General features: G+C 63.3%; 20 protein-coding genes and 3 pseudogenes. 11 read left to right on the top strand and 12 right to left on the bottom strand.

The annotated features are described in order from the left end of the window. The first annotated feature begins 97 nt into the window (after positions 1-97). On the top strand, positions 98-571 hold the full coding sequence (locus tag GKC70_RS12535; RefSeq protein ID WP_342648825.1) for a YbjN domain-containing protein: 474 nt from the start codon (positions 98-100) through the stop codon (positions 569-571). A 10-nt stretch (positions 572-581) separates the two neighbouring features. Here GKC70_RS12535 and alkB read toward each other — a convergent pair whose 3' ends face one another. Further along, positions 582-1,226: a DNA oxidative demethylase AlkB gene (gene alkB, locus GKC70_RS12530; RefSeq protein ID WP_342648824.1), complete on the bottom strand. Its 645-nt coding sequence runs from the start codon at positions 1,224-1,226 to the stop codon at positions 582-584. 274 nt (positions 1,227-1,500) lie between these two features. Between alkB and GKC70_RS12525 the strand changes: the two genes are divergently transcribed. Together GKC70_RS12525 and GKC70_RS12520 are read left to right on the top strand one after the other, a co-directional pair. After that, positions 1,501-2,109 (top strand): SCO family protein, encoded by a 609-nt coding sequence (locus GKC70_RS12525; protein WP_029614138.1) that lies wholly within the window; start codon positions 1,501-1,503, stop codon positions 2,107-2,109. Beyond that, entirely contained in the window at positions 2,110-2,592 is a 483-nt protein-coding gene (locus tag GKC70_RS12520; RefSeq protein ID WP_342648823.1) for a copper chaperone PCu(A)C, read from the top strand. A 47-nt stretch (positions 2,593-2,639) separates the two neighbouring features. On the opposite strand, the gene GKC70_RS12515 is transcribed toward GKC70_RS12520, so the two are convergent. The 4 genes from GKC70_RS12515 to GKC70_RS12500 form a co-directional block, all read right to left on the bottom strand. Further along, positions 2,640-2,867, bottom strand: coding sequence for a hypothetical protein (locus tag GKC70_RS12515; RefSeq protein ID WP_029614139.1), 228 nt, complete (start codon positions 2,865-2,867; stop codon positions 2,640-2,642). Positions 2,868-2,931: 64 nt separating this feature from the next. After that, positions 2,932-3,765, bottom strand: a complete 834-nt coding sequence (locus GKC70_RS12510) for an AraC family transcriptional regulator (RefSeq protein WP_342648822.1) — start codon at positions 3,763-3,765, stop codon at positions 2,932-2,934. Further along, positions 3,762-4,076 (bottom strand): AzlD domain-containing protein, encoded by a 315-nt coding sequence (locus GKC70_RS12505; RefSeq protein WP_029614140.1) that lies wholly within the window; start codon positions 4,074-4,076, stop codon positions 3,762-3,764. The genes GKC70_RS12510 and GKC70_RS12505 overlap by 4 nt, the downstream gene beginning before the upstream one ends. Further along, positions 4,073-4,774, bottom strand: coding sequence for an AzlC family ABC transporter permease (locus tag GKC70_RS12500; protein WP_342648821.1), 702 nt, complete (start codon positions 4,772-4,774; stop codon positions 4,073-4,075). Before GKC70_RS12500 ends, GKC70_RS12505 begins: the two co-directional genes overlap by 4 nt. A gap of 156 nt (positions 4,775-4,930) precedes the next feature. On the opposite strand from GKC70_RS12500, the pseudogene GKC70_RS12495 reads away from it, so the two are divergent. From GKC70_RS12495 to GKC70_RS12485, 3 genes and pseudogenes are all read left to right on the top strand, one after another. Further along, positions 4,931-5,792, top strand: a pseudogene (locus GKC70_RS12495) (hypothetical protein). Positions 5,793-5,842: 50 nt separating this feature from the next. Beyond that, on the top strand, positions 5,843-6,595 hold the full coding sequence (locus tag GKC70_RS12490; protein WP_342648820.1) for a methyltransferase domain-containing protein: 753 nt from the start codon (positions 5,843-5,845) through the stop codon (positions 6,593-6,595). 98 nt (positions 6,596-6,693) lie between these two features. Next, positions 6,694-7,907 (top strand): annotated as a pseudogene (locus tag GKC70_RS12485) (YeeE/YedE family protein). A gap of 136 nt (positions 7,908-8,043) precedes the next feature. Here the strand turns inward: GKC70_RS12485 and GKC70_RS12480 are convergent. Continuing rightward, positions 8,044-8,373 (bottom strand): hypothetical protein, encoded by a 330-nt coding sequence (locus tag GKC70_RS12480; RefSeq protein WP_342648819.1) that lies wholly within the window; start codon positions 8,371-8,373, stop codon positions 8,044-8,046. A gap of 251 nt (positions 8,374-8,624) precedes the next feature. On the opposite strand from GKC70_RS12480, the gene GKC70_RS12475 reads away from it, so the two are divergent. Continuing rightward, a complete protein-coding gene (locus tag GKC70_RS12475) occupies positions 8,625-9,377 on the top strand; it encodes a FadR/GntR family transcriptional regulator (protein ID WP_342648818.1) in 753 nt (250 codons plus the stop codon). A gap of 33 nt (positions 9,378-9,410) precedes the next feature. Here the strand turns inward: GKC70_RS12475 and GKC70_RS12470 are convergent. From GKC70_RS12470 to GKC70_RS12450, 5 genes and pseudogenes are all read right to left on the bottom strand, one after another. Continuing rightward, a pseudogene (locus GKC70_RS12470) lies at positions 9,411-10,988 on the bottom strand (aldehyde dehydrogenase (NADP(+))). Between the two features lie 70 nt (positions 10,989-11,058). After that, the gene (gene garD / locus GKC70_RS12465; protein ID WP_342651515.1) at positions 11,059-12,612 is read right to left on the bottom strand and encodes a galactarate dehydratase; all 1,554 of its coding nucleotides are present in this window, start codon (positions 12,610-12,612) and stop codon (positions 11,059-11,061) included. A 56-nt stretch (positions 12,613-12,668) separates the two neighbouring features. Continuing rightward, complete coding sequence (locus GKC70_RS12460; protein WP_039577601.1) at positions 12,669-14,024, bottom strand: MFS transporter; 1,356 nt, start codon at positions 14,022-14,024, stop codon at positions 12,669-12,671. 100 nt (positions 14,025-14,124) lie between these two features. Then, positions 14,125-15,036, bottom strand: coding sequence for a 5-dehydro-4-deoxyglucarate dehydratase (kdgD, locus tag GKC70_RS12455; RefSeq protein ID WP_342648817.1), 912 nt, complete (start codon positions 15,034-15,036; stop codon positions 14,125-14,127). A 385-nt stretch (positions 15,037-15,421) separates the two neighbouring features. Further along, entirely contained in the window at positions 15,422-16,234 is an 813-nt protein-coding gene (locus tag GKC70_RS12450) for a type 1 glutamine amidotransferase (protein ID WP_342648816.1), read from the bottom strand. Between the two features lie 398 nt (positions 16,235-16,632). On the opposite strand from GKC70_RS12450, the gene GKC70_RS12445 reads away from it, so the two are divergent. Next, positions 16,633-17,670, top strand: a complete 1,038-nt coding sequence (locus GKC70_RS12445) for an Ldh family oxidoreductase (protein ID WP_342648815.1) — start codon at positions 16,633-16,635, stop codon at positions 17,668-17,670. A 398-nt stretch (positions 17,671-18,068) separates the two neighbouring features. On the opposite strand, the gene GKC70_RS12440 is transcribed toward GKC70_RS12445, so the two are convergent. Beyond that, positions 18,069-18,566: a hypothetical protein gene (locus GKC70_RS12440; protein WP_317870419.1), complete on the bottom strand. Its 498-nt coding sequence runs from the start codon at positions 18,564-18,566 to the stop codon at positions 18,069-18,071. 253 nt (positions 18,567-18,819) lie between these two features. On the opposite strand from GKC70_RS12440, the gene GKC70_RS12435 reads away from it, so the two are divergent. From GKC70_RS12435 to tpx, 3 genes are all read left to right on the top strand, one after another. Then, positions 18,820-20,019, top strand: coding sequence for an amino acid aminotransferase (locus GKC70_RS12435; protein ID WP_342648814.1), 1,200 nt, complete (start codon positions 18,820-18,822; stop codon positions 20,017-20,019). A gap of 202 nt (positions 20,020-20,221) precedes the next feature. Then, positions 20,222-21,502: a serine/threonine transporter gene (locus GKC70_RS12430; protein WP_342648813.1), complete on the top strand. Its 1,281-nt coding sequence runs from the start codon at positions 20,222-20,224 to the stop codon at positions 21,500-21,502. A 91-nt stretch (positions 21,503-21,593) separates the two neighbouring features. Further along, a complete protein-coding gene (tpx, locus tag GKC70_RS12425) occupies positions 21,594-22,094 on the top strand; it encodes a thiol peroxidase (RefSeq protein WP_342648812.1) in 501 nt (166 codons plus the stop codon). Positions 22,095-22,150 lie beyond the last annotated feature (56 nt).

The raw sequence follows: 22,150 nt of genomic DNA, 5'->3' as shown, positions 1-22,150 counted from the left end.
TAAAGGCTGAGCGCGCGTGCCTGGGTGTCGTCCTGGCCAATCAGGAGCGCTGTGCTACTACTTGATAGCGACGTAGTAATGATGAGGAAGCGTGTGCATGACGGATGTGACCCTTATTGAAACCGTGAGCGTAGAGTCGCTGACCGAGCTGCTGCAGGATGCCGGCTGTCGGGTCAACCGCAACGAGCAGAGCGCTGTGGTGCAGTTGCTCAGCGCCAGTCAGGGCGTGGGCTATGCGGTGCGCTTCGGCAACCGCGCGCCAGGCAAGGACGGCGAATTTCTCGACTTTACCTTCAGTTGTGCGCTGCGCATCCAGGGCGACCTGCCGGACGGCTTGGCTGAACGCTGGAATGCGAGCCGGCGGTTCGCCCGGTTGTCGCTACAAGGTGAATTTCTGGTGATGGAAATGGATGTCGTGGTGGCCGATGGCGTCACCCCGAAGCATCTGCTCGGTAGCCTGCTGCTGTGGGATCGGGTGTTGCAGGAGTTCATCGTTTATCTGCGCGACTACGGGCGTAATAACCCGGTACAGGCCGCGCAGTCGGTCAGCGACGACACGACTGCGGTCTGAAGGCTGTGCTTCAGCCGGCCCTGCGCAAGGTCAGGTTGATGCGTCGCTCGCCCATTCGTTCATGGCGTCCCGGCTTGATCGGCAACACGCCATGAAATCGCAGCCGGTCCTCGCCGCCCCAGACCAGGACATCGCCATGATTGAGCGGCACCTGTTGCGGGCGGTCGCTGCGCTGATGGCCGCCGAACAGGAACGTGGCTGGCAGGCCCAGTGAAATCGACACGATCGGCTGGGCGAAGTCGCGTTCGTCACGGTCCTGGTGCAGGGTCAGCCGGGTGCCGGGCAGGTAGTGGTTGATCAGGCAGGCGTCGGCTACAAAGCCGTCGAAGCCGGCTGCGGCGGCTGCCTGGGTTGCCAGGGACGATAACGTCTCGGGCAGCCTCGGCCAGGGTCGATCAGTGCGCGGGTCGGTGCGGCTGTAGCGGTAGCCGCGCTCATCGCTGACCCAGCCGAACGTGCCGCAGTTGCTCAAGGCCACGGCCATGTGCAGCCCGCCGGGGGTGCGCATGTGCCTGAAGGGGGCCGCGCGCAACACCGGGCGCAGCGCGTCGAGCAACGCTTCGATCTGCGGCAGGGCGAAGCCGGGGAGCAATACGGTGTGGCTGGCCAAGCGCTGGGGCTGCTGGCCGAACAGGTCGAGGTCGGACTGGATCATGGCGCTCACGGGCGGGGACAGGCGCTCAGTTTAGCGTCCTGGCCGGGCAGCGCCCATGCCCTCCGGTCGTCCGTAAGCCTTCGCCGCACTGATCTCTAGCAACAAAGTGTTACTCTTTCAAGCCCTGCGACAACAGGCCGCAGCCCGTAAATACGGGGCTGCGGGGCAATCGCCGTGTCGTCGTGTGGCCGCTGACGGGGTGTCATGCCAGAATGCCGCGGTTTTCGACCGGTCCTGCGCGAGGACCGGCGCCTCTCCTGTAAAGGATGGTTCTATGACTGATCTACTGACTCGGCGCGCGGTCGTCGCTGGGATGGGTGTACTGGGGCTCGGTCTGCTGGCCGGCTGCAGCCCGGCCCGTGGCCTGGACTTCAAGTACGGCAAGAACATGAGCAATGAGATTCTCGGGCGCAAGTTCAAGCTCAAGGACCCCCAGGGCAACGAGCGGACCTTGTCGAGCTTCTACGGCTCGATGCCGATGATCTTCTTCGGTTTCACCCAGTGCCCGGCTGTGTGTCCGACCGCGCTGGCACGCGCAGCGCAGATCCGCCAACAGCTCAAGGGCCGTGATCGCGATCTGTTCCGGGTGGTGTTCATCACCCTGGATCCGGAGCGTGACACCCCGGAGGTGCTCGACGCCTACGTCAAGGCGTTCGATCCTTCATTCGTCGCCCTGACCGGCACGCCGGAAGAGATCGATGCTGTTGCCCGGGAGTTCAAGGTGTTCTACGAGAAGATCCCGACCGGCGACACGTACACCATTTCCCACTCGTCCACCAGCTACGTCTACGATACCCGTGGCACCCTGCGCTTGAGTCTCGGCCATTCCCTGAACGCCAAGGAATGCGTCGAAGACCTGCGTACATTGATGGAGATCTGCTGAATGTCGATGAAACCGATCAAGCGCGGCCTGGCCGCATTCGCCCTGCTGGGCCTGACCCTGCCGGCGTTGGCCGACACCAGCGTCAAGGACGCCTGGGTACGTGCCAGCGTCCCTCACCAGCAATCGACCGGGGCGTTCATGACCCTTACGGCGACGACCGACAGCAAGCTGGTCGGTGTCGCGTCACCCGTGGCCAAGACTGTGCAAGTGCACGAGATGACCATGCAAGGCGACGTGATGGGCATGCGTGAGGTGAAGGCCGTGGATCTGCCGGCCGGCAAACCGGTGACTCTGGACCCGAACGGTTACCACGTGATGCTGATGGGCCTCAAGGACCAGGTCAAGGAAGGCCAGCAGGTGCCGCTGACCCTGACCATCGAAGATGCGCAGGGCCAGAAGCAAATCCTGGACGTCCAAGCCCCGGTCAAGCCATTGACTGCCGACCTGAGCGGCGGTCACGACCATATGCACATGAAGCACTGATCGCCTTGATACCCGTTGGCCGCCCATCAGCCAACGGGTTGCAGGGATCAACTGCGAAAGCGCGGCAGTGGTCGGTCGACGGTGAGCGAGGTCAGCGTGCGCCGCACCTGGGCTTCGTCGGCCTCAAGCGCCTTGAGGCTGGCGCGGATCTTACCCGCCGCCGGGACATCGCCCTGCCGGTCGATCCAGTCGGCGATCTGTTTGCAGGCGCTGCTCAGGCAGGCCTGGCGCTGGTTCATCAAGTTGATGAGGGTGGTGAGTTCGCGTTCAGACATGACTGCATCCTCCATTCAGCCCCAATCAGTGTAGCAGCGCCTGGCCATCTCGCCGGGTGCGCGCTCAGCGCTGCACACAGGCCAGACGGTAGGCTCCGGGCGTGACGCCATAGGCTTGCTTGAACTGACGGTTGAGGTGGCTCTGGTCGGCGAAGCCTAGGGTAAAGGCCACCTCCAGTGCCGGCAGGCCGCGACGCAGCAGTTCCCTGGCCCGGGCCAGGCGCCGTTGTTTGAGCCAAGCATGGGGCGGCAGTCCAGTGGCCTGGCGAAACACGCGGGCGAAATGGAAAGGCGAGAGGTTGACGGCCGCTGCCAGGCTCTCCAGGGAAGGAGGATTGGCCAATTGGCTTTCCAGCAGTTCCCGCGCCCGCGCCACCGCCAGCGGCTCGTGGCCCGGTGCAGCAGGTTCGGCGCCGTGGCCATGGCGCTGCACCAGTCCCAGCACGGCTTCGCGCCAGGCCGTTTGCTGCTGCAGTGCGCTGGCGCCCTGTTCAGAAAGGCGATGCAGTTGGCTCAGGGCGGCTGCCAGCAGCGGATCCTGGACCACGCTCTGGCGAAAATGCGGCAGGCCACCGCGCCTGAGTTCGAGCTCGTCGAGCACCCCAGTGACCCGTTGGTGCTCGGGGTAGAACGCTCGGTAACGCCAACCGGCCTCGTGGGCCTTCGCGCCGGTGTGCAACTCGTCAGGATTGATCAGCACCACGCTGCCGACCGGCGCCAGATGGTCGCTGCCACGGTGCCAGAAGCACTGCGCGCCGGACTCGATCACCGTGAACACGTAGCCTTCGTGCACATGGGGTGCGAAGCGCTGCTGCACGTAGCGGGCGTGCAGCATCTCGACATCGCCGAGCGCAGGCGCCTGCCACAGGTGGATCTGTTCGCGCAGGGGCGTGCTCATGCCAGCCAACTGCGCAGAAGGATGAAGAGCAACATGCTCGCCAGCATGCTCAGCAGTACGCTGCGGGTCAACAGAACGAGTGCGATGGCCACCAAAGCGCCCAGCAGGTACGGGTTCAGCGGGTCCAGGTCGAGCTGATGGCCGGGCAGGAAAATGATCGGCCCACAGATTGCGGTGAGCATGCCCGGTACGGCGAATCCGAGGAACTGGCGCACGTTGGAGCTCAACCGCAGCGGCAGTCGCGGTTCGAGGAACACGTAGCGGTTGAGAAACACCAGCAGCCCCATGGCGACGATCAGTAACCAGATCATGGGCGGCTCCTTGTCAACTTCTGGCACACGAAGCCCGCCGCCATGCCTAACAGGCCGGCCAGGACCAAGGCGGTTTCCCAGTGCCAGGTGCTGAACAGCACCGAGCAGAACAGCGACACCGCCACGCACACCAAGGTCGGCAGATTGCTCACGCGGGGTGCGATCAGCGCGACGAAGGTGGCGACGATGGAGAAGTCCAGGCCCAACCGATCCAGGTGCGGGATGCTCTGACCGAGCATGATGCCGGCCAGGGTGAACAGGTTCCAGGCCACATAGAAGGTGAGTCCTACGCCCAAGGCGTACCAGCGGTCGAACTGTTGACGGTCGTGATGGCTGGTCAGAGCGAACAGTTCATCGGTGAGCAGAAAACCCAGGCCCAGCCGCCAGCGCGTCGGCAGGCCACAGATCACCGGCCGCATGGACAGCCCGTAGAGCAGGTGCTGCGAGGTGAGCAGCAGGGTCGTCAACAGGATCGATAGCACGCCGGCGCCGCTCTTGAGCATGCCGATCGCTACCAGTTGTGCGGCGCCGGCAAAGACGATGGCTGACAGACCCTGGCCTTGCCAGGCGCTGAGGTCGGCTTCGATGGCCATGGAGCCGGCCAGCAGGCCCCAAGGCGCCACGGCCAGGGACAGTGGGACGATGGCGAGGCTGCCTTGGACGAACGCCTGGCGGTGATGCAGTGCAGGGCTGGACATGGTGACTTCGAACGTAGGGCAGGGGTAGCCAGCATGCCAGAGCCAAGGCGGCAAGGCTTGAACGATCTTGCTGCCTGGGCGCTGGCCCGGGCCGAGCTGATGACATTTTTTTCACATCCCCTTGTTAGGATCGCCGCGACCTCAAAGGAGCGATCGATGATTCAAGTGTTGCGCACCCGCGCGGTAAAACTGACCTGGGCGGCCACGGCAGGCGTTGTCGTCAGTGCTTTGGGTTTCTTCGCCTGGCAGAGCTTCTATCCCGTCCAGGCCGCCGATGGTTGGCAGGTTCAGGTGCTGCACGACGACCTGGACAAGGCCGCGTCGCTGCTGCCGCTGGCCGATGGCAGTCTGCTGGTCAGCCGTGAGCTGGACGACGGCAAAGGCAGCATTCTCAAGATCACCCTCAAGGCGAGCGTCAGGTCCTGATTGATGGGCTGTCCAAGCCTGACGGCATGACAGCGGTGGAGGGCGGCTGGGTGTTCAGCCAGGAGGGGGGCTGGCGCCGGTCAACCTGTCCCGCGAGGGTCAGCTCACAGCCCTGTTCGAAGGCGAGAACGTGCAGGGGCTGTGGAACGAGGGCAGCCACCTCTACGCCATCGAGGACCGCAAAGGCGAAGGTCGCCTGATGCGCTACGACTGGAGCACTGGCCAGGTGCAGGTGCTGCGCGCGGCGCTCACCGAAGGCGAGGGCCTTACCCGCTGTGAAGGTGGTCGTCTGCTTTATACCGAAAAAGCGGCCGGGCGCATTCGCGCATTGGGTGACAAGGGCGAGGATCCGGTGGTGGCCGAGGGCCTGCGCCATCCAACCTTCCTGTTTTGCGACCAACGCGGATTGTGGATCAGCGAAGACTCGACCCACCGCGCCCGATTGCTGCGCATCGATGCCGATGGTCAGCAGCACACCGTCCTGTCGTTCCTCAAGGCGCCACAGTCGATCGTGCCCGACGGCCAGGGCGGTTATCTGCTCGCCGAAGGTGGACGGGATCGTGTACTACGCTTGTCGCCGTCTGCGCAGTAGCGCTCGGCGGCCTGTCCCGCCACACTGACCACCCCGATCAGGAGCAGGGCATGGCGCTTTCCTCGACCGATTTCACCACTCGGCTGCTGGTCGATGCCGGCATAGGCCCCGGCATGCGTGTACTGGATGTCGGCTGCGGCATGGGCGATGTCAGCTTCATGCTCGCCGAGCTGGTGGCGGCGGACGGGGCGGTGGTGGGCATCGACCAGTTTGCCGCCGCGCTAGCGCACGCGCGCCAGCGTCAGGTAGATGGGCATGCTACCAACGTCGAATTCGTCGAGTGTGACCTGCATCGACTGCCGGCGTCTCTGGGGCTGTTCGACGCCATCGTCGGGCGTCGAGTGCTCATGTACCAGCCCGATGCCGTGCTTGCCGTGCGCCACTTGGCCAGGCTGCTGCTGCCCGGTGGCGTGCTGGTGTTCCAGGAACATGACAGCACGCTGACGCCCGCCAGCCTCGACCCTTTCCCCTTGCATCGCCGTGCCCAGCGCTGGTTGCAGCGCATGATCGCGCATGAAGGCGCCGACTTGCACATCGGTTTCAATCTGCACCGGATCTTCAGCCAGGCCGGGTTGCAGGTTGGTCACTTGCGCGCCGAATGCCTGCTGCAGACGCCTGACAGCCCCTACGGGCTGGCGGCGATCATTCGCGCCTGCCTTCCCCGCATCATCGAGCACGACATTGCCACCGCGCGACAGGTCAACATCGACACCCTGCAGGCGCGTCTGGACGCCGAGCGGACCGCCTCCACGGGCATCTACATTGGCGACATGGCCTTTGGGATTTGGGCACACAAGCCCTGAACAGGCCGGTGTCACGACTGCGTGACTGTACAGGCATCTCGCCAACGCCCGCATAGCGGTATACTCGCGGTCCGTTCGACTGTTATCCGAGTACTTCAATGGGTCTTTCCACTACCGCCACTTCCGGGCGGCGCCGTCTGGGCGCGCCGCTCATCGCCCTGGTCCTGTTGCTGACCGGCGCCTGGTTTCTCCAACTCAATGCCAGCTTCAAGCAGATGCTGTTGCTGCTGGTGGGCGCGGCCCTGGGGCTGACCCTCTATCACGCCGCCTTCGGCTTCACATCGGCCTGGCGCGTGTTCATCAACGAGCGGCGCGGCGCAGGGCTGCGTGCGCAGATGGTCATGCTGGCACTGGCGGTCGTGTTGTTCTTCCCGGCCTTGTCTGCCGGCAGCCTGTTCGGTAATCCAGTCAACGGACTGGTAGCGCCCGCCGGAGTGTCGGTGGTGTTCGGCGCCTTCATCTTCGGCATTGGCATGCAACTGGGCGGCGGCTGTGCATCCGGCACCTTGTTCACGGTGGGCGGCGGCAACGCGCGCATGCTGGTGACCTTGCTGTTCTTCATCATCGGCTCGGTCGCCGCGACTCACCACGCCGATTGGTGGTTCGCCTTGCCGTCGCTCCCGGCCACCTCGATCGTCAAGGCCTGGGGTGTCGGACCGGCACTGGTCGCCAGCCGTGGGCTGTTCGCGCTGATCGCGTGCGTGACGGTGATCCTGGAGCGACGTCGCCATGGTGTGCTGGAGCGGCCTGTGGGCAGCGAGCACCATGGCGTGCGGCGTTTTCTGCGCGGGCCGTGGCCGCTGCTGTGGGGGGCGATCGCTTTGGCGCTGCTGAACTACGCCACCCTGGCATTGGCCGGCCGCCCGTGGGGCATCACCTCTGCCTTCGCCCTGTGGGGCGCCAAGACCCTGAGTGGGTTGGGCGTTGATGTCGGCAGTTGGGTCTTCTGGCAGGCACCGGCCAACGCCAAGGCCCTGGCATCGCCGCTGTGGCAGGACATCACTACGGTCATGGATGTGGGCATCGTGCTCGGCGCCTTGCTCGCCGCCGGGCTGGCGGGTCGGTTTGCGCCTAGCCTGAGGATTCCCTTGCCTTCGCTCGTCGCTGCGGTGATCGGGGGCTGTTGCTGGGGTATGGCTCGCGTTTGGCCTACGGCTGCAACATCGGCGCCTATTTCAGTGGCATCGCGTCCGGCAGCCTGCACGGCTGGCTATGGCTGGTGGCCGCCTATGTCGGCAACGTGATCGGTGTGCGACTGCGTCCGCTGTTCTTCGCCGGTGAGCGACGTGCTGACAAGCTGACCGGGTGTTGAGCATCGGGTCATCAATCGTGAAGCTGAGAAACTACCTGAGCTTTATCGATAAATAGCTTTAGGTTTTCATCTTAAACTATTGATTAACAAAACATTATTGGCTTTTGGCTCTGATCAGCAGAGCCTCTGCTGCGAATCATCGACGGGCTACGGCATGTTGCACGCACTGTTCGTAGTACGTCTGCTTGATCGCCTTGGGCGGCAGCCTTGAACGACTGTTGTAGGTCTGTTCAGTGATGCCCATGGCGGTCATGCGCATCCAGGGCTTGGCGAAGCGGCGTACCTGCAATTTCTTGCGCGCTGCATACAGCGTGGCCCCCGACAGTTTGGACTGCTGCGCTTCAGCAGCGATCTGAGCGCCCCATCCACAGACGCTGCGATCGTTCTGGTTCAACGGCCTGGCCTGGGCGTCCCATGCCACGAAGGCCAGCGCAAAGCTGGCCAGGGTTGCTAGAAATACGCGCATGTTGCTGTCCTAAGCATCTGAAGAAAAAGGGAGTTTGCCTTCGCTTCTGTGGCTCCGGGGCCAGCATATTGCTGTCAGGCGACGGACTGTCATACCCCCTTCCGGGGACCATTGCCGCGCGGCGCGATGTGCTGGCGCTGCGCGAGCATGAGCTGATTCATGTGGGGCGAGGAATATCGAGTGCATCGATGTGATCGTACAACTGCATGCGTTATGATGGCCGCTGTCTTTTCACGATGAATCTCAACGGCATGACAGAGCAGCACGTACAGCCGCGGACACGACGCAAGCCGCGCAGTTTGGCTCAGGAATTGGTCACGGTGCTCACCGAGCGTATCCGCAACGGCCAGCTCAAGCGCGGCGACAAATTGCCGACCGAGTCGCAGATCATGCTCGAGGAGGGGGTCAGTCGCACCGTGGTGCGGGAAGCCATCTCGCGCTTGCAGGCAGCCGGGCAAGTCGAAACCCGTCATGGCGTCGGCACCTTCGTGCTTGACGCACCGAGCGCTACCGGCTTTCGGATCGATCCTGCGACTGTCGTCACCTTGCGCGAGGTGTTGGCGGTGCTGGAGTTGCGCATCGCCTTGGAGATCGAGGCGGCCGGACTGGCCGCCCAGCGGCGCAGCGACGCGCAGTTGCAGGGCATGCGCACGGCGCTGGACGAGCTCAATGAAGGCGCCGCACAGGCCTGCGATGCGGTCTCGGCGGACTTCCAGTTCCACCTGCGCATCGCCCAGGCCAGCGGCAATCATTATTTCGCCGATATCCTCGCCCATTTGGGTACCAGCATCATCCCTCGCACCCGGCTCAATTCCGCGCGTCTGGCCCACGATGACCAGGCCCATTACCTCAGCCGCCTGAGTCATGAGCACGAGGCCATCTACGAAGCCATCGCTCGCAGTGACAACGAGGGCGCGAAGTTGGCCATGCGCTTGCACTTGAGCAATAGCCGCGAACGTCTGCGCCAGGCCCATGCCGCAGCCGAAGAGCAGCACGCGGGGTAGCGGGCAGGGGCCTCGAGGCCCCTGGCCGTCGCGTCAGAGCGGTGCGTCACTCCACTGGCCGTTCACCAGTCGCCGCAGCCGCAGTGGGTTGGCGTCCTGCAAGGCCAGTGGCAACAGCGCCTGCGGGTAGTTCTGGTAGCACACCGGGCGCAGGAAGCGGTCGATGGCCAGTGTGCCGACCGACGTGCCGCGTGCGTCGGACGTGGCGGGATAGGGGCCGCCATGGACCATCGCATCGCACACCTCGACCCCGTGGGATAGCCGTTGATCAAGATCCTGCCGACCTTTTCCTCCAGCAACGGTACCAGCCAGGCGTAGGCCTCGAGGTCTTCGGGTTCGCCAATCAGCGTGGCCGTCAGTTGTCCACGCAGGCCCAGCAGCGCGGCGCGTAGCTGAGCGTCGTCAGCGACTTCGACCGCGACCGTGGTGGGGCCGAACACTTCTTCCTGCAGCACCGGGTCGGACGCCACCAGCAAATGAGCGTCTGCCTTGAACAGTTGCGCGTGCGCTTGGGGGCCGGTCTGGACCTGACCGGCCAGGTGCTCGATGCCAGGATGCGCATGCAGGTGCGTCAGCCCCTCTTCGTAGCTGCGCAGGCCACCGGTATTGAGCAAGGTCTGTGCGGCTTGCTGTTGCAACTGCTGACCGACTTCGCTCAACAACTGACTGAACGCGGGGGATTTCAGGCCGATCACCAGCCCCGGATTGGTGCAGAACTGGCCCGCCCCAGGCATACCGACCCTGCAAGTTCCCGAGCAATGGCTTCGCCACGCTGGGTCAGTGCCGCAGGCAGGACGATCACCGGATTGATGCTCGACATTTCAGCGAACACCGGAATGGGCTGGGGGCGTTCGGCGGCCATGCGGCACAGAGCATCGCCGCCCTTGAGCGAGCCGGTGAAGCCGACCGCCTGGATGGCGGGGTGCTTGACCAACCCTTCGCCCACGCCTGCACCAAAGACCATGTTGAACACGCCCTCAGGCATGCCGGTGCGCCTGGCGGCGCGAACAATGGCGCAGCCGACCAAGTCAGCTGTAGCCATATGCCCGCTGTGCGCCTTGAACACGACCGGGCAACCGGCTGCCAGCGCAGCGGCCGTGTCGCCACCTGCCGTGGAGAAGGCCAGTGGGAAGTTGCTGGCACCGAACACCGCTACCGGACCCACGCCGATACGCATCTGTCGAAGGTCGACGCGCGGCAGCGGCTGGCGCTGAGGCTGGGCCTGGTCGATGCGAGCGCCAAGGTAGTCGCCACGGCGCAGGACCTGGGCGAACAGGCGCATCTGACCGCTGGTACGGGCGCGTTCGCCCTGGATGCGCGCGGCGGGCAGTGCGGTTTCCTGGCAGACAATGGCGACGAAGCGGTCGTCCAGTTCATCCAGCTCGTCGGCGATGGTGTCGAGAAATTCGGCACGCCGTGTCCCAGGCAACTGACGGAATTCGGCGAAGGCGGCCGCTGCCGCGCGAGCAGCTTGATCGACTTCGCTTTCGGTGGCCTGCGCGAAGCTGAAGGGCAGTGCCTGCCCGTACTGGCGTCCAGGCTCTGCAGACGTTGCTGGCCGCCGGCGCTGCGCTGGCCGGCGATGAAGTTGTGGCCGAGGATCTCAGGCATGGGGTGCTCCTGTGGTTGACGCTGGATGCCTGCTCACCGCCCCGTCAGGTGCGGAAGATGCAGGCCATTTTCAGGTGATCGGTGCTGGATTGAACAAGGTGATGTCGTTGTGTAGCTTGTGGCGCTCGGCCCAGGTCTGTTTGCGGCCACTGGCCACGTCCAGGTAGAAGTGGAACAGCTCCCAGCCCAGCGCCTCGATGCTCGAGCGGCCGCTGGCGATGCGTCCGGCGTCGATGTCGATCAAGTCGGGCCAGCGTTGCGCCAGTTCGCTACGGGTACACACCTTGACCACCGGCGCCATGGCCAGGCCATACGGGGTGCCGCGGCCCGTGGTGAAGACATGCAGGTTCATGCCCGCCGCCAACTGCAGGGTGCCGCAGACGAAGTCGCTGGCCGGTGTGGCGCAGAAGATCAAGCCCTTGCCGTTGACTCGCTCGCCTGGGCCGATGACGCCCTGGATGGCGCCACTTCCGGACTTGACGATCGACCCCAGGGATTTTTCGACGATGTTCGACAGGCCGCCTTTCTTGTTCCCGGGCGTGGTATTGGCGCTGCGGTCGGCTGCGCCCTGTTGCAGGTAGCGGTCGTACCAGTCCATCTCGCGCACCAGCGCCTCGGCCACCTCGGGGGTTTGTGCGCGCGAGGTGAGCATATAGATGGCGTCACGTACTTCGGTGACCTCCGAGAACAGCACCGTGGCCCCGGCGCGCACCAACAGATCGGCGGCGAAGCCCAGCGCCGGGTTGGCGGTGATGCCGGAGAAGGCGTCGCTGCCCCCGCATTGCATGCCCAGGATCAGCTCACTGGCCGGGACCGTCTCGCGGCGGCGCTGATCGAGCTTCTTCAGCCGTGTTTCGGCCAGGTGCATGATCTGTTCGATCATCTCCACGAAGCCCAGCGAGGCATCCTGCAGGCGGTACAGCCAGGGCTCGGCGAGGTCCACGGAGGGGTCGCCCTCGTGCATGACCTGTCCTGCCTGCAATTTCTCGCAGCCCAGGCTGATCACCAGCGCTTCGCCGCCCAGATTGGGGTTGCGTGCCAGGTTGCGTACGGTGCGGATGGGGATATAGGCGTCGCGGGCATTGATTGCCACGCCACAGCCGTAGCTGTGGGTGAGGGCGACCACGTCGTCGACATTGGGATAGCGCGGCAGCAACTCGGCGCGAATGCGCTTGACGGCGTGGTCGAGCACACCCGTCACGCACTGCACGGTGGTGCTGATGCCGAGGATGTTGCGGGTGCCGACGGTGCCATCGGCGTTGCGATAGCCCTCGAAGGTGAAGCCCTCCAGGGGTGGCAAGGCCGCTGGCACGGCATTGCACCGGGGCAGGCTGTCGAGTTCAGGCGCGGCAGGCATCGACAACTGGGTTTCCTGGACCCAACTGCCCTGGCGCAGGTCCTGGAGGGCGTAGCCGATGATTTGCCCATAACGCCGCACCGGCTCGCCTTGGCGGATGTCGACGGTGGCCACCTTGTGGCTTTGTGGTACGCCCTCGATCAGGGTCAGGCCATCGGCGAACCGCGCGCCTTCGCCCAGCCCGCCGTCGTTGACCACCACCACGACATTGTCATCGTCGTGCAGGCGGACGTAGCGGGGCGACTCGGAATGTTCGATCAACTGCATGCTCAGGCCCTTTTTGTCATTCATCTCAGGCGTTCATCCGGCGTTCTTGCTTCAGCTTATCGGCGCGCGGCCGCCAGCCCGCCAGTAGGCGCGGCGGCAGGCTTGGGCGGATCCTTGAGCTCGATACGCTTGATCGGTCCCACGATCACCAGGTAGCTGAACACTGCCACCAGCGCGTTGGCGCCGACATACACCAGTGCCCACTTGAACGAGCCGGTGGCGCTGATGATGTAGCCGATGACAATCGGTGTGGTGATCGAGGCGATGTTGCCGAAGGTGTTGAACAGACCGCCCGAGAGTCCGGCGATCTGCTTGGGCGAGGTATCGGCGACCACGGCCCAGCCCAGCGCGCCGATGCCTTTGCCGAAGAAGGCCAGGGTCATGAAGCCGACCACCATCCACTCGGCCTCGACATAGTTGCAGAACACCATGGTGGTGGAGAGCATGAGGCCGCAGACGATCGGCAGCTTGCGCGAGAAGGTCAGCGAGTTGCCGCGTCGCAGCAGCCAATCCGACAGTACGCCGCCCAAGACACCGCCGATGAAGCCGCAGATGGCCGGCAAGGAGGCGATGAAGCCCGCCTTGAGGATGGTCATGCCGCGCTCTTGCACCAGGTACACCGGAAACCAGGTCAGGAAGAAGTAGGTGATGGCATTGATGCAGTATTGGCCGAGGTAGACCCCTAGCAGCATGCGACTGGTGAGCAGTTGCTTGATGTAGCCCCATTTCGGTCCGTCGTTGCCGCGTTTCTGGTCCATGTCCACCAGGCCGCCGTTGCGTTCGATGTGTTCGAGTTCGGCCGGACTGATACGCGGATGCTGGCGTGGGTTGTAAATGGTTTTCATCCACACCGCCGAGAACAGGATGCCTAGGCCACCCATGACCACGAACACATGTTCCCAGCCGAAACTGAACACGATCCAGCCCATGAGCGGGGCGAACAGGGCGGTGGCGAAATACTGCGCCGAGTTGAAGATCGCCGAGGCGGTGCCACGTTCGGCGGTTGGGAACCAGGCCGCGACGATGCGGGCGTTGCCCGGGAACGACGGGGCTTCGGCGAAGCCGACCAGAAAGCGCAGGGTGAACAGCGTGACCACCGCCCAGGCGACCGGCAGGCCGCCGACGAAGCCTTGCAGCAGGGTGAACAGCGACCAGGTGAAGATGCTGAAGGCGTAGACATTCTTCGAACCGAAGCGATCGAGCAGCCAGCCACCGGGAATCTGTCCGGCCACGTAGGCCCAGCCGAATGCCGAGAAGATGTAGCCCAGAGTGACTGCGTCGATGCCCAGGTCCTTCTGCAGGCTGGAGCCGGCGATCGCGATGGTGGCGCGGTCGGCATAGTTGATCGTGGTCACCAGGAACAGCATGAACAGGATCAAGTAGCGCACGTGCGTTGTTTTCGTCGCTTGCATGCGGTTGAACTCCCACTAGTTATTGTTGTGCGGGGCGGTCGAATTGTAGGCCGGAGCAGCTGTGCTCCGGCGGCGGCCTGTGCTGGCCGCAGGGCTGTGCCTATTGCGGGCCCATCTTGTCCATCAGTGCGGCGAGCATCTGGTATTCATCGTCGGTCAGGTCGGTCAGCGGTGTGCGCACGGGACCGGCGTCGTAGCCGGCGATACGGGCACCGGCCTTGACGATGCTCACGGCGTAGCCAGCCTTGCGGTTGCGGATGTCCAGATACGGCAGGAAGAAGTCATCGATCAGTTTGCCGACGGTCGCGTGGTCGTCGCGGGCGATGGCGTTGTAGAAATCCATGGCGGTCTTGGGCACGAAATTGAACACGGCCGAGGAATACACCGGCACGCCCAGTGCCTTGTAAGCCGCTGCATAGACTTCAGCGGTCGGCAAGCCGCCCAGATAGCTCAGGCGATCCCCCAAGCGGCGGCGGATCGACACCATGCGCTCGATGTCGCCCAGGCCATCCTTGTAGCCCACCAGGTTCGGGCAGCGCTCGGCAAGCTGTTCCAACTGGGTTGCGTTCAGTCGGCAGACGTTACGGTTGTACACCACGACGCCGATCTTGACCGACTTGCACACCGCCTCCACATGGGCGGCTACCCCGTCCTGGCTGGCTTCGGTGAGGTAGTGCGGCAGCAGCAGCAGCCCTTTGGCGCCCAGGCGCTCGGCTTGCTGTGCATAGTCGATGGCCTGGCGAGTGGCGCCACCGACCCCGGCCAGGATCGGAACCGAGGTGGCGCAGGTGTCCACGGCAGTCTTGATCACTTGGCTGTATTCGCTGGCAGCGAGGGAGAAGAACTCGCCGGTGCCGCCAGCGGCGAACAGCGCGCTGGCGCCGTAGGGGGCGAGCCATTCCAGGCGCTTGACGTAACCGGCGGGATTGAAGTCGCCGTGAGCGTCGAAGTCGGTGACCGGGAAGGACAGCAAGCCGTGGGAGAGGATGGATTTCAGTTCTTGTGGATTCATTGTTGGAAGCATCCTATGGCGCTAGAGGGTTCAAGGCTAGAGGTAAGTTATCGTACAACCCAAGTTCTGCAAAGAGGTCTGTTGAAAAATTTCGATGCCAGGCGACGGAGATTGGAAGGATGACAAGCAGGCCCGCTATTCGACGAGCACCGAGCATTTTCAGCTAAGTGCGCACGGTTGCATTTATTTGGGAAGGGCGGGTAGGCGTGTGTCCAGGTTTAGATCGACTACTTGAAGGTTCAAGCAAGACTAGGCCAGGTCATCGTATGTCTAAGGCGTAGGGTCGTGATGAGTGCTGACAAGGTCTGGTTCGCACGTTAAAGGCAGACAGTCCCACTGCGGAACGACATTGCGTCGTCCCGCGATCAGGGTATCAAGCACGCGATCAGGCCGCCTGATGGCGTTTTCCGGCCTGAGCTTTATGTACCTGGGCGCGGCACGCCTCGCCAAAGGCCTGGAACAATTTGATCGAATCCGGGTTCTTCGAGGCCTGCCATTCCGGATGCCACTGCACCGCGAACAGGAAGGGCGAAAGGCTTGGTGCATGGATGGCCTCGACCAGGCCGTCTTCGGCACGCGCAATGGGCTGCAGGCCTTCCCCGAGGTTGCGCAAGCCTTGACCGTGGAGTGAGTTCACCCGGATCTGATCGCTACCCAGGGTGTCGCGCAGCCAGGTGCCTGGTTCAATGGTGACGCTGTGGGAAGCGGCATACTGCACCTCGACCGGATCATCAGGATTTTCCCGATGGTCGTTGAAACCGGGCTCGGCGTAGACCTTCTGATAGATGTCGCCACCGAGGGCCACGTTGATTTCCTGCATGCCACGGCAGATGCCGAAGATGGGCAGGCCACGGGCGATGGCCAGTTGTACCAGGGGGATGTCGAACAGGTCGCGATCCTTGTCCTGCGCTTTGCCGGGCGTTTCGTTCTGCTGACCGTACAGGGCCGGGTCGATGTTGCTGCCAGCGCCGGTCAGGTACACGCCGTCCGCCATGTCCAGGTAGGCTTCGAGCGCCTCGGTACCACAGCAAGTGGGGACCAGAACCGGGATGCAGTCGGCGAAGTCGACCAGGGGCGTGATGTACTTGTGGGTCATGACCTGGTAGTCGTGACCTTTGCGCTCTTGGGTGCCCATGGTCATCAGGACGACGGGTTTGCGCAGGGCGGGTTGCGTGTTGCCAATGTTGCTGTTGGACATATGTCACCTTGGGACAGGTACTACCTGTCGTTGTTATGCAGGCGCGCGGCCTGAAGCCTGAAGTGCGCGGCCTGAAGCCCCGAGCACTGCCGGCGCAACGATTGGCTGCGAAACCGGTCGGGGCATGGGATCTAGCTTGCCAGAGCCGTTCGATATGTCAAACGACCGAGCGGGCGGTTTAACGCGGTTTTCCGGGGTGTGCAGGGCTGCATGCCCGAGGCTGTAGGGGTTTGCCAGGGGCGCGGGTCAATAATAATTAACGACGCAGTTGGATCATTGCAGCGTTGCAATGAAGCGCAATGACCGCATGTGGTGATCGTCAGATTTGACAATGTGGCGGTGCTGGCCGAAGAGTGTCTGCCATGCCACCGACCCACTATCACTGCAAGGAGCCGTGTATGTCCGTGTCCATCGAACCCTTGATTCGTGTGCCTCTGGCCGAGTTGCAGGCGCTGTTGCAGCAGGTTTTCCAGCGTCACGGCTGCAGCGAAGCGGTGGCCGGTGTGCTCGCCGCTAATTGCGCGGGCGCCCAGCGTGACGGCGCGCATAGCCATGGCGTGTTCCGTATGCCGGGATACGTTTCGACCTTGGCCAGCGGTTGGGTCGACGGGCGTGCGGTGCCTGAGGTCAACGATGTCGCGGCGGCCTTCGTGCAGGTCGATGCCAAGGGCGGTTTTGCCCAGCCGGCCCTGGCTGCGGCCCGGCAACTGCTGGTGCAGAAGGTGCGTAGTGCTGGCATTGCGGTGCTGGCGATACACAACTCCCATCATTTCGCGGCGCTGTGGCCGGACGTCGAACCGTTCGCCGAAGAGGGCCTGATCGCCCTGAGCGTGGTCAACAGCATGACCTGCGTGGTGCCCCATGGCGCGCGCAAACCCTTGTTCGGCACCAACCCGATTGCCTTCGCCGCGCCCTGCGCCGGGCATCCGCCGATCGTCTTCGACATGGCCACCAGCGCCATGGCCCATGGCGATGTGCAGATCGCTGCGCGTCAGGGTGAGCAACTGCCGACCGGCGTGGGGGTTGATGCCGCCGGTGAGCCGACCACCGATCCCCAGGCGATGCTCGACGGCGGCGCCTTGCTGCCGTTCGGCGGACACAAGGGGTCGGCGCTGTCGATGATGGTCGAGCTCCTGGCCGCAGGGCTGACGGGCGGGCACTTTTCGTGGGAGTTCGACTGGTCTCAGCACCCCGGCGCGAAGACGCCCTGGACCGGCCAACTGATCATCGTCATCGACCCGGCCAAGAGCACAGCCACACCGTTTTCCTACCGCAGCGCAGCATTGGTGGAGCAGATGCACGCGGCCGGCTTGTCGCGCTTGCCGGGGCAGCGGCGGTTCATCGAGCGTGAGTTGTCGGCAGACCAAGGCGTAGCGGTCACCGAGGTACAGTGGCTGGAGCTGCAAGGGATGCTGGAGAGGCAAGTCGACGAGTGAATGGTTCGCTTGATTTTAGTGGCTCAAGACAGCATGACTTCAGCTCGGTCTCTTGGTCGATTCCAGCAAGGCACAGGCCTTCGATTTTTCGTATCAAAGTTCGCAAGGTATGTGCTCATTCGCACTGGGAATTTCAGTGGGAACTGGCACCTGAGCGATCAAAAAACTTGGCACGCTTAGACAATAGGAAACTGCCGAGGAGTATCAAAGCCCAGCCCCACCAAGCACCGTCCAAGTGAAGAAATCGTTTAACGCCCAGTGTTGACCAAACGGCTACACCTACCATGATTAATGCGAGACCTAAACTCCTACGAATGCGAGGCGATTCGCACAGCCACTCCAGCAGGAAACCTATCAGTAGTAGTGCAAGTGCCAGGTAGATTTCAGTCATTTCAAATCTAGATAATGAGCATGGTAGTTGATACTTGAGGTCCGATACCACCTTTAACCTCAGCCTGGAGAACTACCATAACATCGCCGGCATGGTAGGGAGTCAGCGCTTTCCGAGTCGCGAACGCCGCTGCACTACCGGATACGCCGCCTACGGCCCCTTTGGCCAATTTGCCAGATACCTTCGGCATTGCCCACCCGGCGCCACGGGCAACGATCAAGCCGACCAGTGATGCAATGGTGATTTTGTTTTCGTTAAGTCTGTCGGCTTGCTGTCTGCTGAGAGGCCTGGAAACAGAGACTTGCAGGGTGCAAACACGTTCATCAGCAAGCATTCGCTCGTAAAGCTCTCGCATGGCACTCACCACTTTATAGTGTGCTCCATGGACGGAGGGGAGATTGGTTTCGGGGAAGTCGCAGCATTCCCCAGGTCTTATGATAAATACACTTACATCAAAAGCTATGGCGTAACGACCGATAGAGTGATACGTCCTTTCAGGTTTCATGACCTCTCCTGGTGGGGCCTGCATAACGTCGATACTGCAACGACAACAAGATAAATCGTTGCGGAGGTACAGCAAGACGGCCCTTTCTGAAAGATCCGTGGTGCGTTTCCGCTCAATTTTCCATGCTGTCATAACCCTCGGCATTGCAACGCCGCATACCCACCTTGCACATCCAGTGATGTTCCTCGCTCGCTCCTGCAGGTATGCTCGGGCCTGTCCTTCCGACTGTCCTGATTCCAAGGAGCTGCGCGCTGTGTTCAAACATGTCGATGCCTATGCCGGCGACCCGATTCTCTCGTTGATGGAGGCCTTCAAGGTCGATTCGCGGACCGACAAGGTCAATCTGAGTATCGGCCTGTATTACGACGAAGCCGGCGTGGTGCCGCAGTTGGCGTCGGTGGGCGAAGTCGAGAAGCGTCTGGCCGGCCAGCCGCACGAGGCGTCGCTGTACCTGCCGATGGAAGGCCTGGCCAGCTACCGCCAGGCGATCCAGGCGCTGCTGTTCGGTGCAGACCACCCCGCAATCATCGAGGGCCGAGTGGCCACGGTGCAGACGGTTGGCGGTTCGGGGGCGCTGAAAGTCGGCGCCGACTTCCTCAAGCGCTACTTCCCGCAGGCCGAGGTCTGGGTCAGCGATCCAACCTGGGACAACCACCGCGCCATTTTCGAAGGCGCCGGATTCAAGGTCCATACCTACCCGTATTTCGACCCAGCCACCCGTGGCCTCGACTTCGAGGGCATGTTGGCGAGCCTGCAGGCGCTGGCGCAACAAAGCATCGTGCTGCTGCACCCGTGCTGCCACAACCCGACGGGCGTCGATCTGAGCCAGGACCAATGGCAGCAGGTGGTCGAAGTGGTCAAGGCGCGCCAATTGATCCCGTTCCTCGACATCGCCTACCAAGGCTTCGGCGAGGGCTTGGTCGAGGACGCCTACGCCATCCGCGAAATGGCCCGTGCCGGCGTGCCTTGCCTGGTCAGCAATTCCTTCTCGAAGATCTTCTCGCTGTACGGCGAGCGGGTAGGGGGGCTGTCGGTGGTCTGTGACGACATCGCCAGCGCGCACAGCGTGCTGGGTCAGCTCAAGGCGACCGTGCGCCGCAACTACTCCAGCCCGCCCAGCCATGGCGCGCTGCTGGTCGCCGGCGTGCTGGGCGACGCGCAGTTGAACGCGCAATGGCAAGCGGAAGTCGGCGCCATGCGCATGCGGATCCTGGCCATGCGTCAAGGCCTGGTCGAGGCATTGGCCCGACACCTGCCAGGCCAGGACGTCCAGTTCTTCCTGCGCCAACGTGGCATGTTCAGCTACACCGGCTTCAGCCCCGAGCAGGCGCGTCGTCTCCGTGACGAGTTCGGTGTGTACATTCTCGACAGCGGTCGAGTGTGCATGGCCGGGCTGCGTGAGGATAACCTGCAGCGCGTCGCCGAGGCCTTTGCGGCGGTGCAGCAGGGCTGATCTAAGCGCCCTCTGGAAGCGGCTCCACGCCGTTCCAGAGGGCAGCGTTTCCCTGCTACACCCGTCCCTCATGCCAACAGGGCTTCGCATTCGCCCCCATTCAGTGCACAATCGCGCCCCTCTTTTTCGGTTGGGGGTGGCGTGAGTCTCGTGTCTCGCCATGCTCAGCCTGTTGCAGTCTTGCGAGTGGAGTTGCACCCGGATGAATGAGCAGGCCCAAAGCGTCGAGCAACGCTTCGAATCGACCCAACACGCCGCCCTCGGCAGCTGGTCACGTCAAGACACCACCTGGATGCTGGGCCTGTTCGGCACGGCCATTGGTGCCGGTACGCTGTTCCTGCCGATCAACGCCGGTCTTGGTGGCTTTTGGCCGCTGCTGGTCTTGGCTGTGCTGGCATTTCCCATGACCTACTATGCGCACCGGGCCTTGACCCGCTTCGTGCTCTCCGGCAGCAAGGAAGGCGACATCACCCAAGTGGTCGAAGAGCATTTCGGCATCACTGCCGGCGCGCTGATCACCGTGCTGTACTTCTTCGCCATCTTCCCGATCCTGCTGATCTACAGCGTGGCGCTGACCAACACCGTGGCCAGCTTCATGGAGCACCAACTGCACATGACCCCGCCACCGCGGGCGATCCTGTCGTTCGTGCTGATTCTCGGCCTGCTGGCTATCGTGCGCTGCGGCGAGCAGGCCACGGTCAAGGTCATGAGCCTGCTGGTGTATCCGTTCATCGTCGCCCTGGCGCTGTTGGCGCTGTACCTGGTGCCGCATTGGAATGGTGGCATCCTCGATACCGCGCACCAGGTGCCGTCCGGCTCGGCGCTGCTGCACACCCTGTGGCTGGCGATTCCGGTGATGGTGTTCTCGTTCAACCATTCGCCGATCATTTCGGCGTTCGCCGTGGACCAGAAACGCCGCTACGGTGCCCATGCCGATGAGCGCAGCGGGCAGATCCTGGCGCGGGCGCACCTGCTGATGGTGGCGATGGTGCTGTTCTTCGTGTTCAGTTGTGTTCTGACCTTGAGCAGTGCGCAACTGGCCGAAGCCAAAGCGCAGAACCTGTCGATCCTGTCGTACCTGGCCAACCACTTCAGCAACCCGGCCATCGCTTTCGCCGCGCCGCTGATCGCCTTCGTGGCCATCGCCAAGTCGTTCCTGGGCCACTACATCGGCGCCAGCGAAGGCCTCAAAGGCATCATCGCCAAGACCGGCGCTCGCCCGGGCGCCAAGACCCTGGATCGTGTCGTGGCGGCGCTGATGCTGGTGGTGTGCTGGATCGTCGCCACGCTCAACCCGAGCATCCTGGGCATGATCGAGTCGCTCGGTGGTCCGATCCTGGCGGTGCTGCTGTTCCTGATGCCGATGTATGCCATTCGCCGCGTGCCGTCGATGCGCAAATACAGCGGCGCGCTGTCGAACGTCTTCGTCGTGGCGATCGGCCTGGTAGCCCTGAGCTCGGTGGTCTACGGCCTGCTGGCCTGAGTGAGTCCAAGCCTGCGGGCTTGCCCGCTTGCAGCCTGGCGCTAAAAACGATTAACTCGGGATCCTTTTCAAACCCATAAGGATTCGCGCCATGGCTCAAGTGACTCTCAAAGGCAACCCGGTTCAGGTCAACGGCGAGCTGCCCAAGGTCGGTGCCCAGGCGCCGGCCTTCTCCCTGGTTGGCGAAGGTCTGGCCGACAAGTCGCTCCAGGACTATGCCGGCAAGCGCAAAGTGCTGAACATCTTCCCCAGTGTCGACACCCCCACGTGCGCCACCTCGGTGCATAAATTCAACGCCCAGGCCAACGAGCTGCCCAACACCGTGGTGCTGTGCATCTCGGCCGACCTGCCGTTCGCCCAGGCCCGTTTCTGTGGCGCCGAGGGCCTGACCAACGTGCACAACCTGTCCACGTTGCGCGGACGTGAGTTCATCGAGCAATACGGCGTAGCCATTGCCGATGGTCCGCTGGCGGGCCTGACCGCCCGTGCCGTGGTGGTGCTGGACGAACAGGACAAGGTGCTGCACGCCGAGCTGGTCAAGGAAATCGCCGACGAGCCGAACTACGACGCGGCGTTGGCTGTCCTCAAGTAAGCCTGGGCCAACGCCGCTGCGCGCTGTGCACGCGGCAGCCTCGCTGAAAATATGCG

The organism is Pseudomonas sp. REB1044 (assembly GCF_038813925.1).
GTDB classification, from domain to species: domain Bacteria; phylum Pseudomonadota; class Gammaproteobacteria; order Pseudomonadales; family Pseudomonadaceae; genus Aquipseudomonas; species Aquipseudomonas boreofloridensis.
This window is presented reverse-complemented; position numbering and strand designations above follow the sequence as displayed.

What these genes read in the sequence shown, in the direction of transcription:
- GKC70_RS12460 (WP_039577601.1), bottom strand. Translation starts at nt 14,024, where the DNA reads ATGCAAGCGACGAAAACAACGCACGTGCGCTACTTGATCCTGTTCATG.
- GKC70_RS12535 (WP_342648825.1), top strand. Translation starts at nt 98, where the DNA reads ATGACGGATGTGACCCTTATTGAAACCGTGAGCGTAGAGTCGCTGACC.
- GKC70_RS12505 (WP_029614140.1), bottom strand. Translation starts at nt 4,076, where the DNA reads ATGATCTGGTTACTGATCGTCGCCATGGGGCTGCTGGTGTTTCTCAAC.
- kdgD (WP_342648817.1), bottom strand. Translation starts at nt 15,036, where the DNA reads ATGAATCCACAAGAACTGAAATCCATCCTCTCCCACGGCTTGCTGTCC.
- GKC70_RS12520 (WP_342648823.1), top strand. Translation starts at nt 2,110, where the DNA reads ATGTCGATGAAACCGATCAAGCGCGGCCTGGCCGCATTCGCCCTGCTG.
- GKC70_RS12490 (WP_342648820.1), top strand. Translation starts at nt 5,843, where the DNA reads ATGGCGCTTTCCTCGACCGATTTCACCACTCGGCTGCTGGTCGATGCC.
- GKC70_RS12525 (WP_029614138.1), top strand. Translation starts at nt 1,501, where the DNA reads ATGACTGATCTACTGACTCGGCGCGCGGTCGTCGCTGGGATGGGTGTA.
- GKC70_RS12510 (WP_342648822.1), bottom strand. Translation starts at nt 3,765, where the DNA reads ATGAGCACGCCCCTGCGCGAACAGATCCACCTGTGGCAGGCGCCTGCG.
- GKC70_RS12450 (WP_342648816.1), bottom strand. Translation starts at nt 16,234, where the DNA reads ATGTCCAACAGCAACATTGGCAACACGCAACCCGCCCTGCGCAAACCC.
- alkB (WP_342648824.1), bottom strand. Translation starts at nt 1,226, where the DNA reads ATGATCCAGTCCGACCTCGACCTGTTCGGCCAGCAGCCCCAGCGCTTG.
- GKC70_RS12430 (WP_342648813.1), top strand. Translation starts at nt 20,222, where the DNA reads ATGAATGAGCAGGCCCAAAGCGTCGAGCAACGCTTCGAATCGACCCAA.
- GKC70_RS12475 (WP_342648818.1), top strand. Translation starts at nt 8,625, where the DNA reads ATGACAGAGCAGCACGTACAGCCGCGGACACGACGCAAGCCGCGCAGT.
- garD (WP_342651515.1), bottom strand. Translation starts at nt 12,612, where the DNA reads ATGCAGTTGATCGAACATTCCGAGTCGCCCCGCTACGTCCGCCTGCAC.
- tpx (WP_342648812.1), top strand. Translation starts at nt 21,594, where the DNA reads ATGGCTCAAGTGACTCTCAAAGGCAACCCGGTTCAGGTCAACGGCGAG.
- GKC70_RS12445 (WP_342648815.1), top strand. Translation starts at nt 16,633, where the DNA reads ATGTCCGTGTCCATCGAACCCTTGATTCGTGTGCCTCTGGCCGAGTTG.
- GKC70_RS12440 (WP_317870419.1), bottom strand. Translation starts at nt 18,566, where the DNA reads ATGAAACCTGAAAGGACGTATCACTCTATCGGTCGTTACGCCATAGCT.
- GKC70_RS12500 (WP_342648821.1), bottom strand. Translation starts at nt 4,774, where the DNA reads ATGTCCAGCCCTGCACTGCATCACCGCCAGGCGTTCGTCCAAGGCAGC.
- GKC70_RS12480 (WP_342648819.1), bottom strand. Translation starts at nt 8,373, where the DNA reads ATGCGCGTATTTCTAGCAACCCTGGCCAGCTTTGCGCTGGCCTTCGTG.
- GKC70_RS12515 (WP_029614139.1), bottom strand. Translation starts at nt 2,867, where the DNA reads ATGTCTGAACGCGAACTCACCACCCTCATCAACTTGATGAACCAGCGC.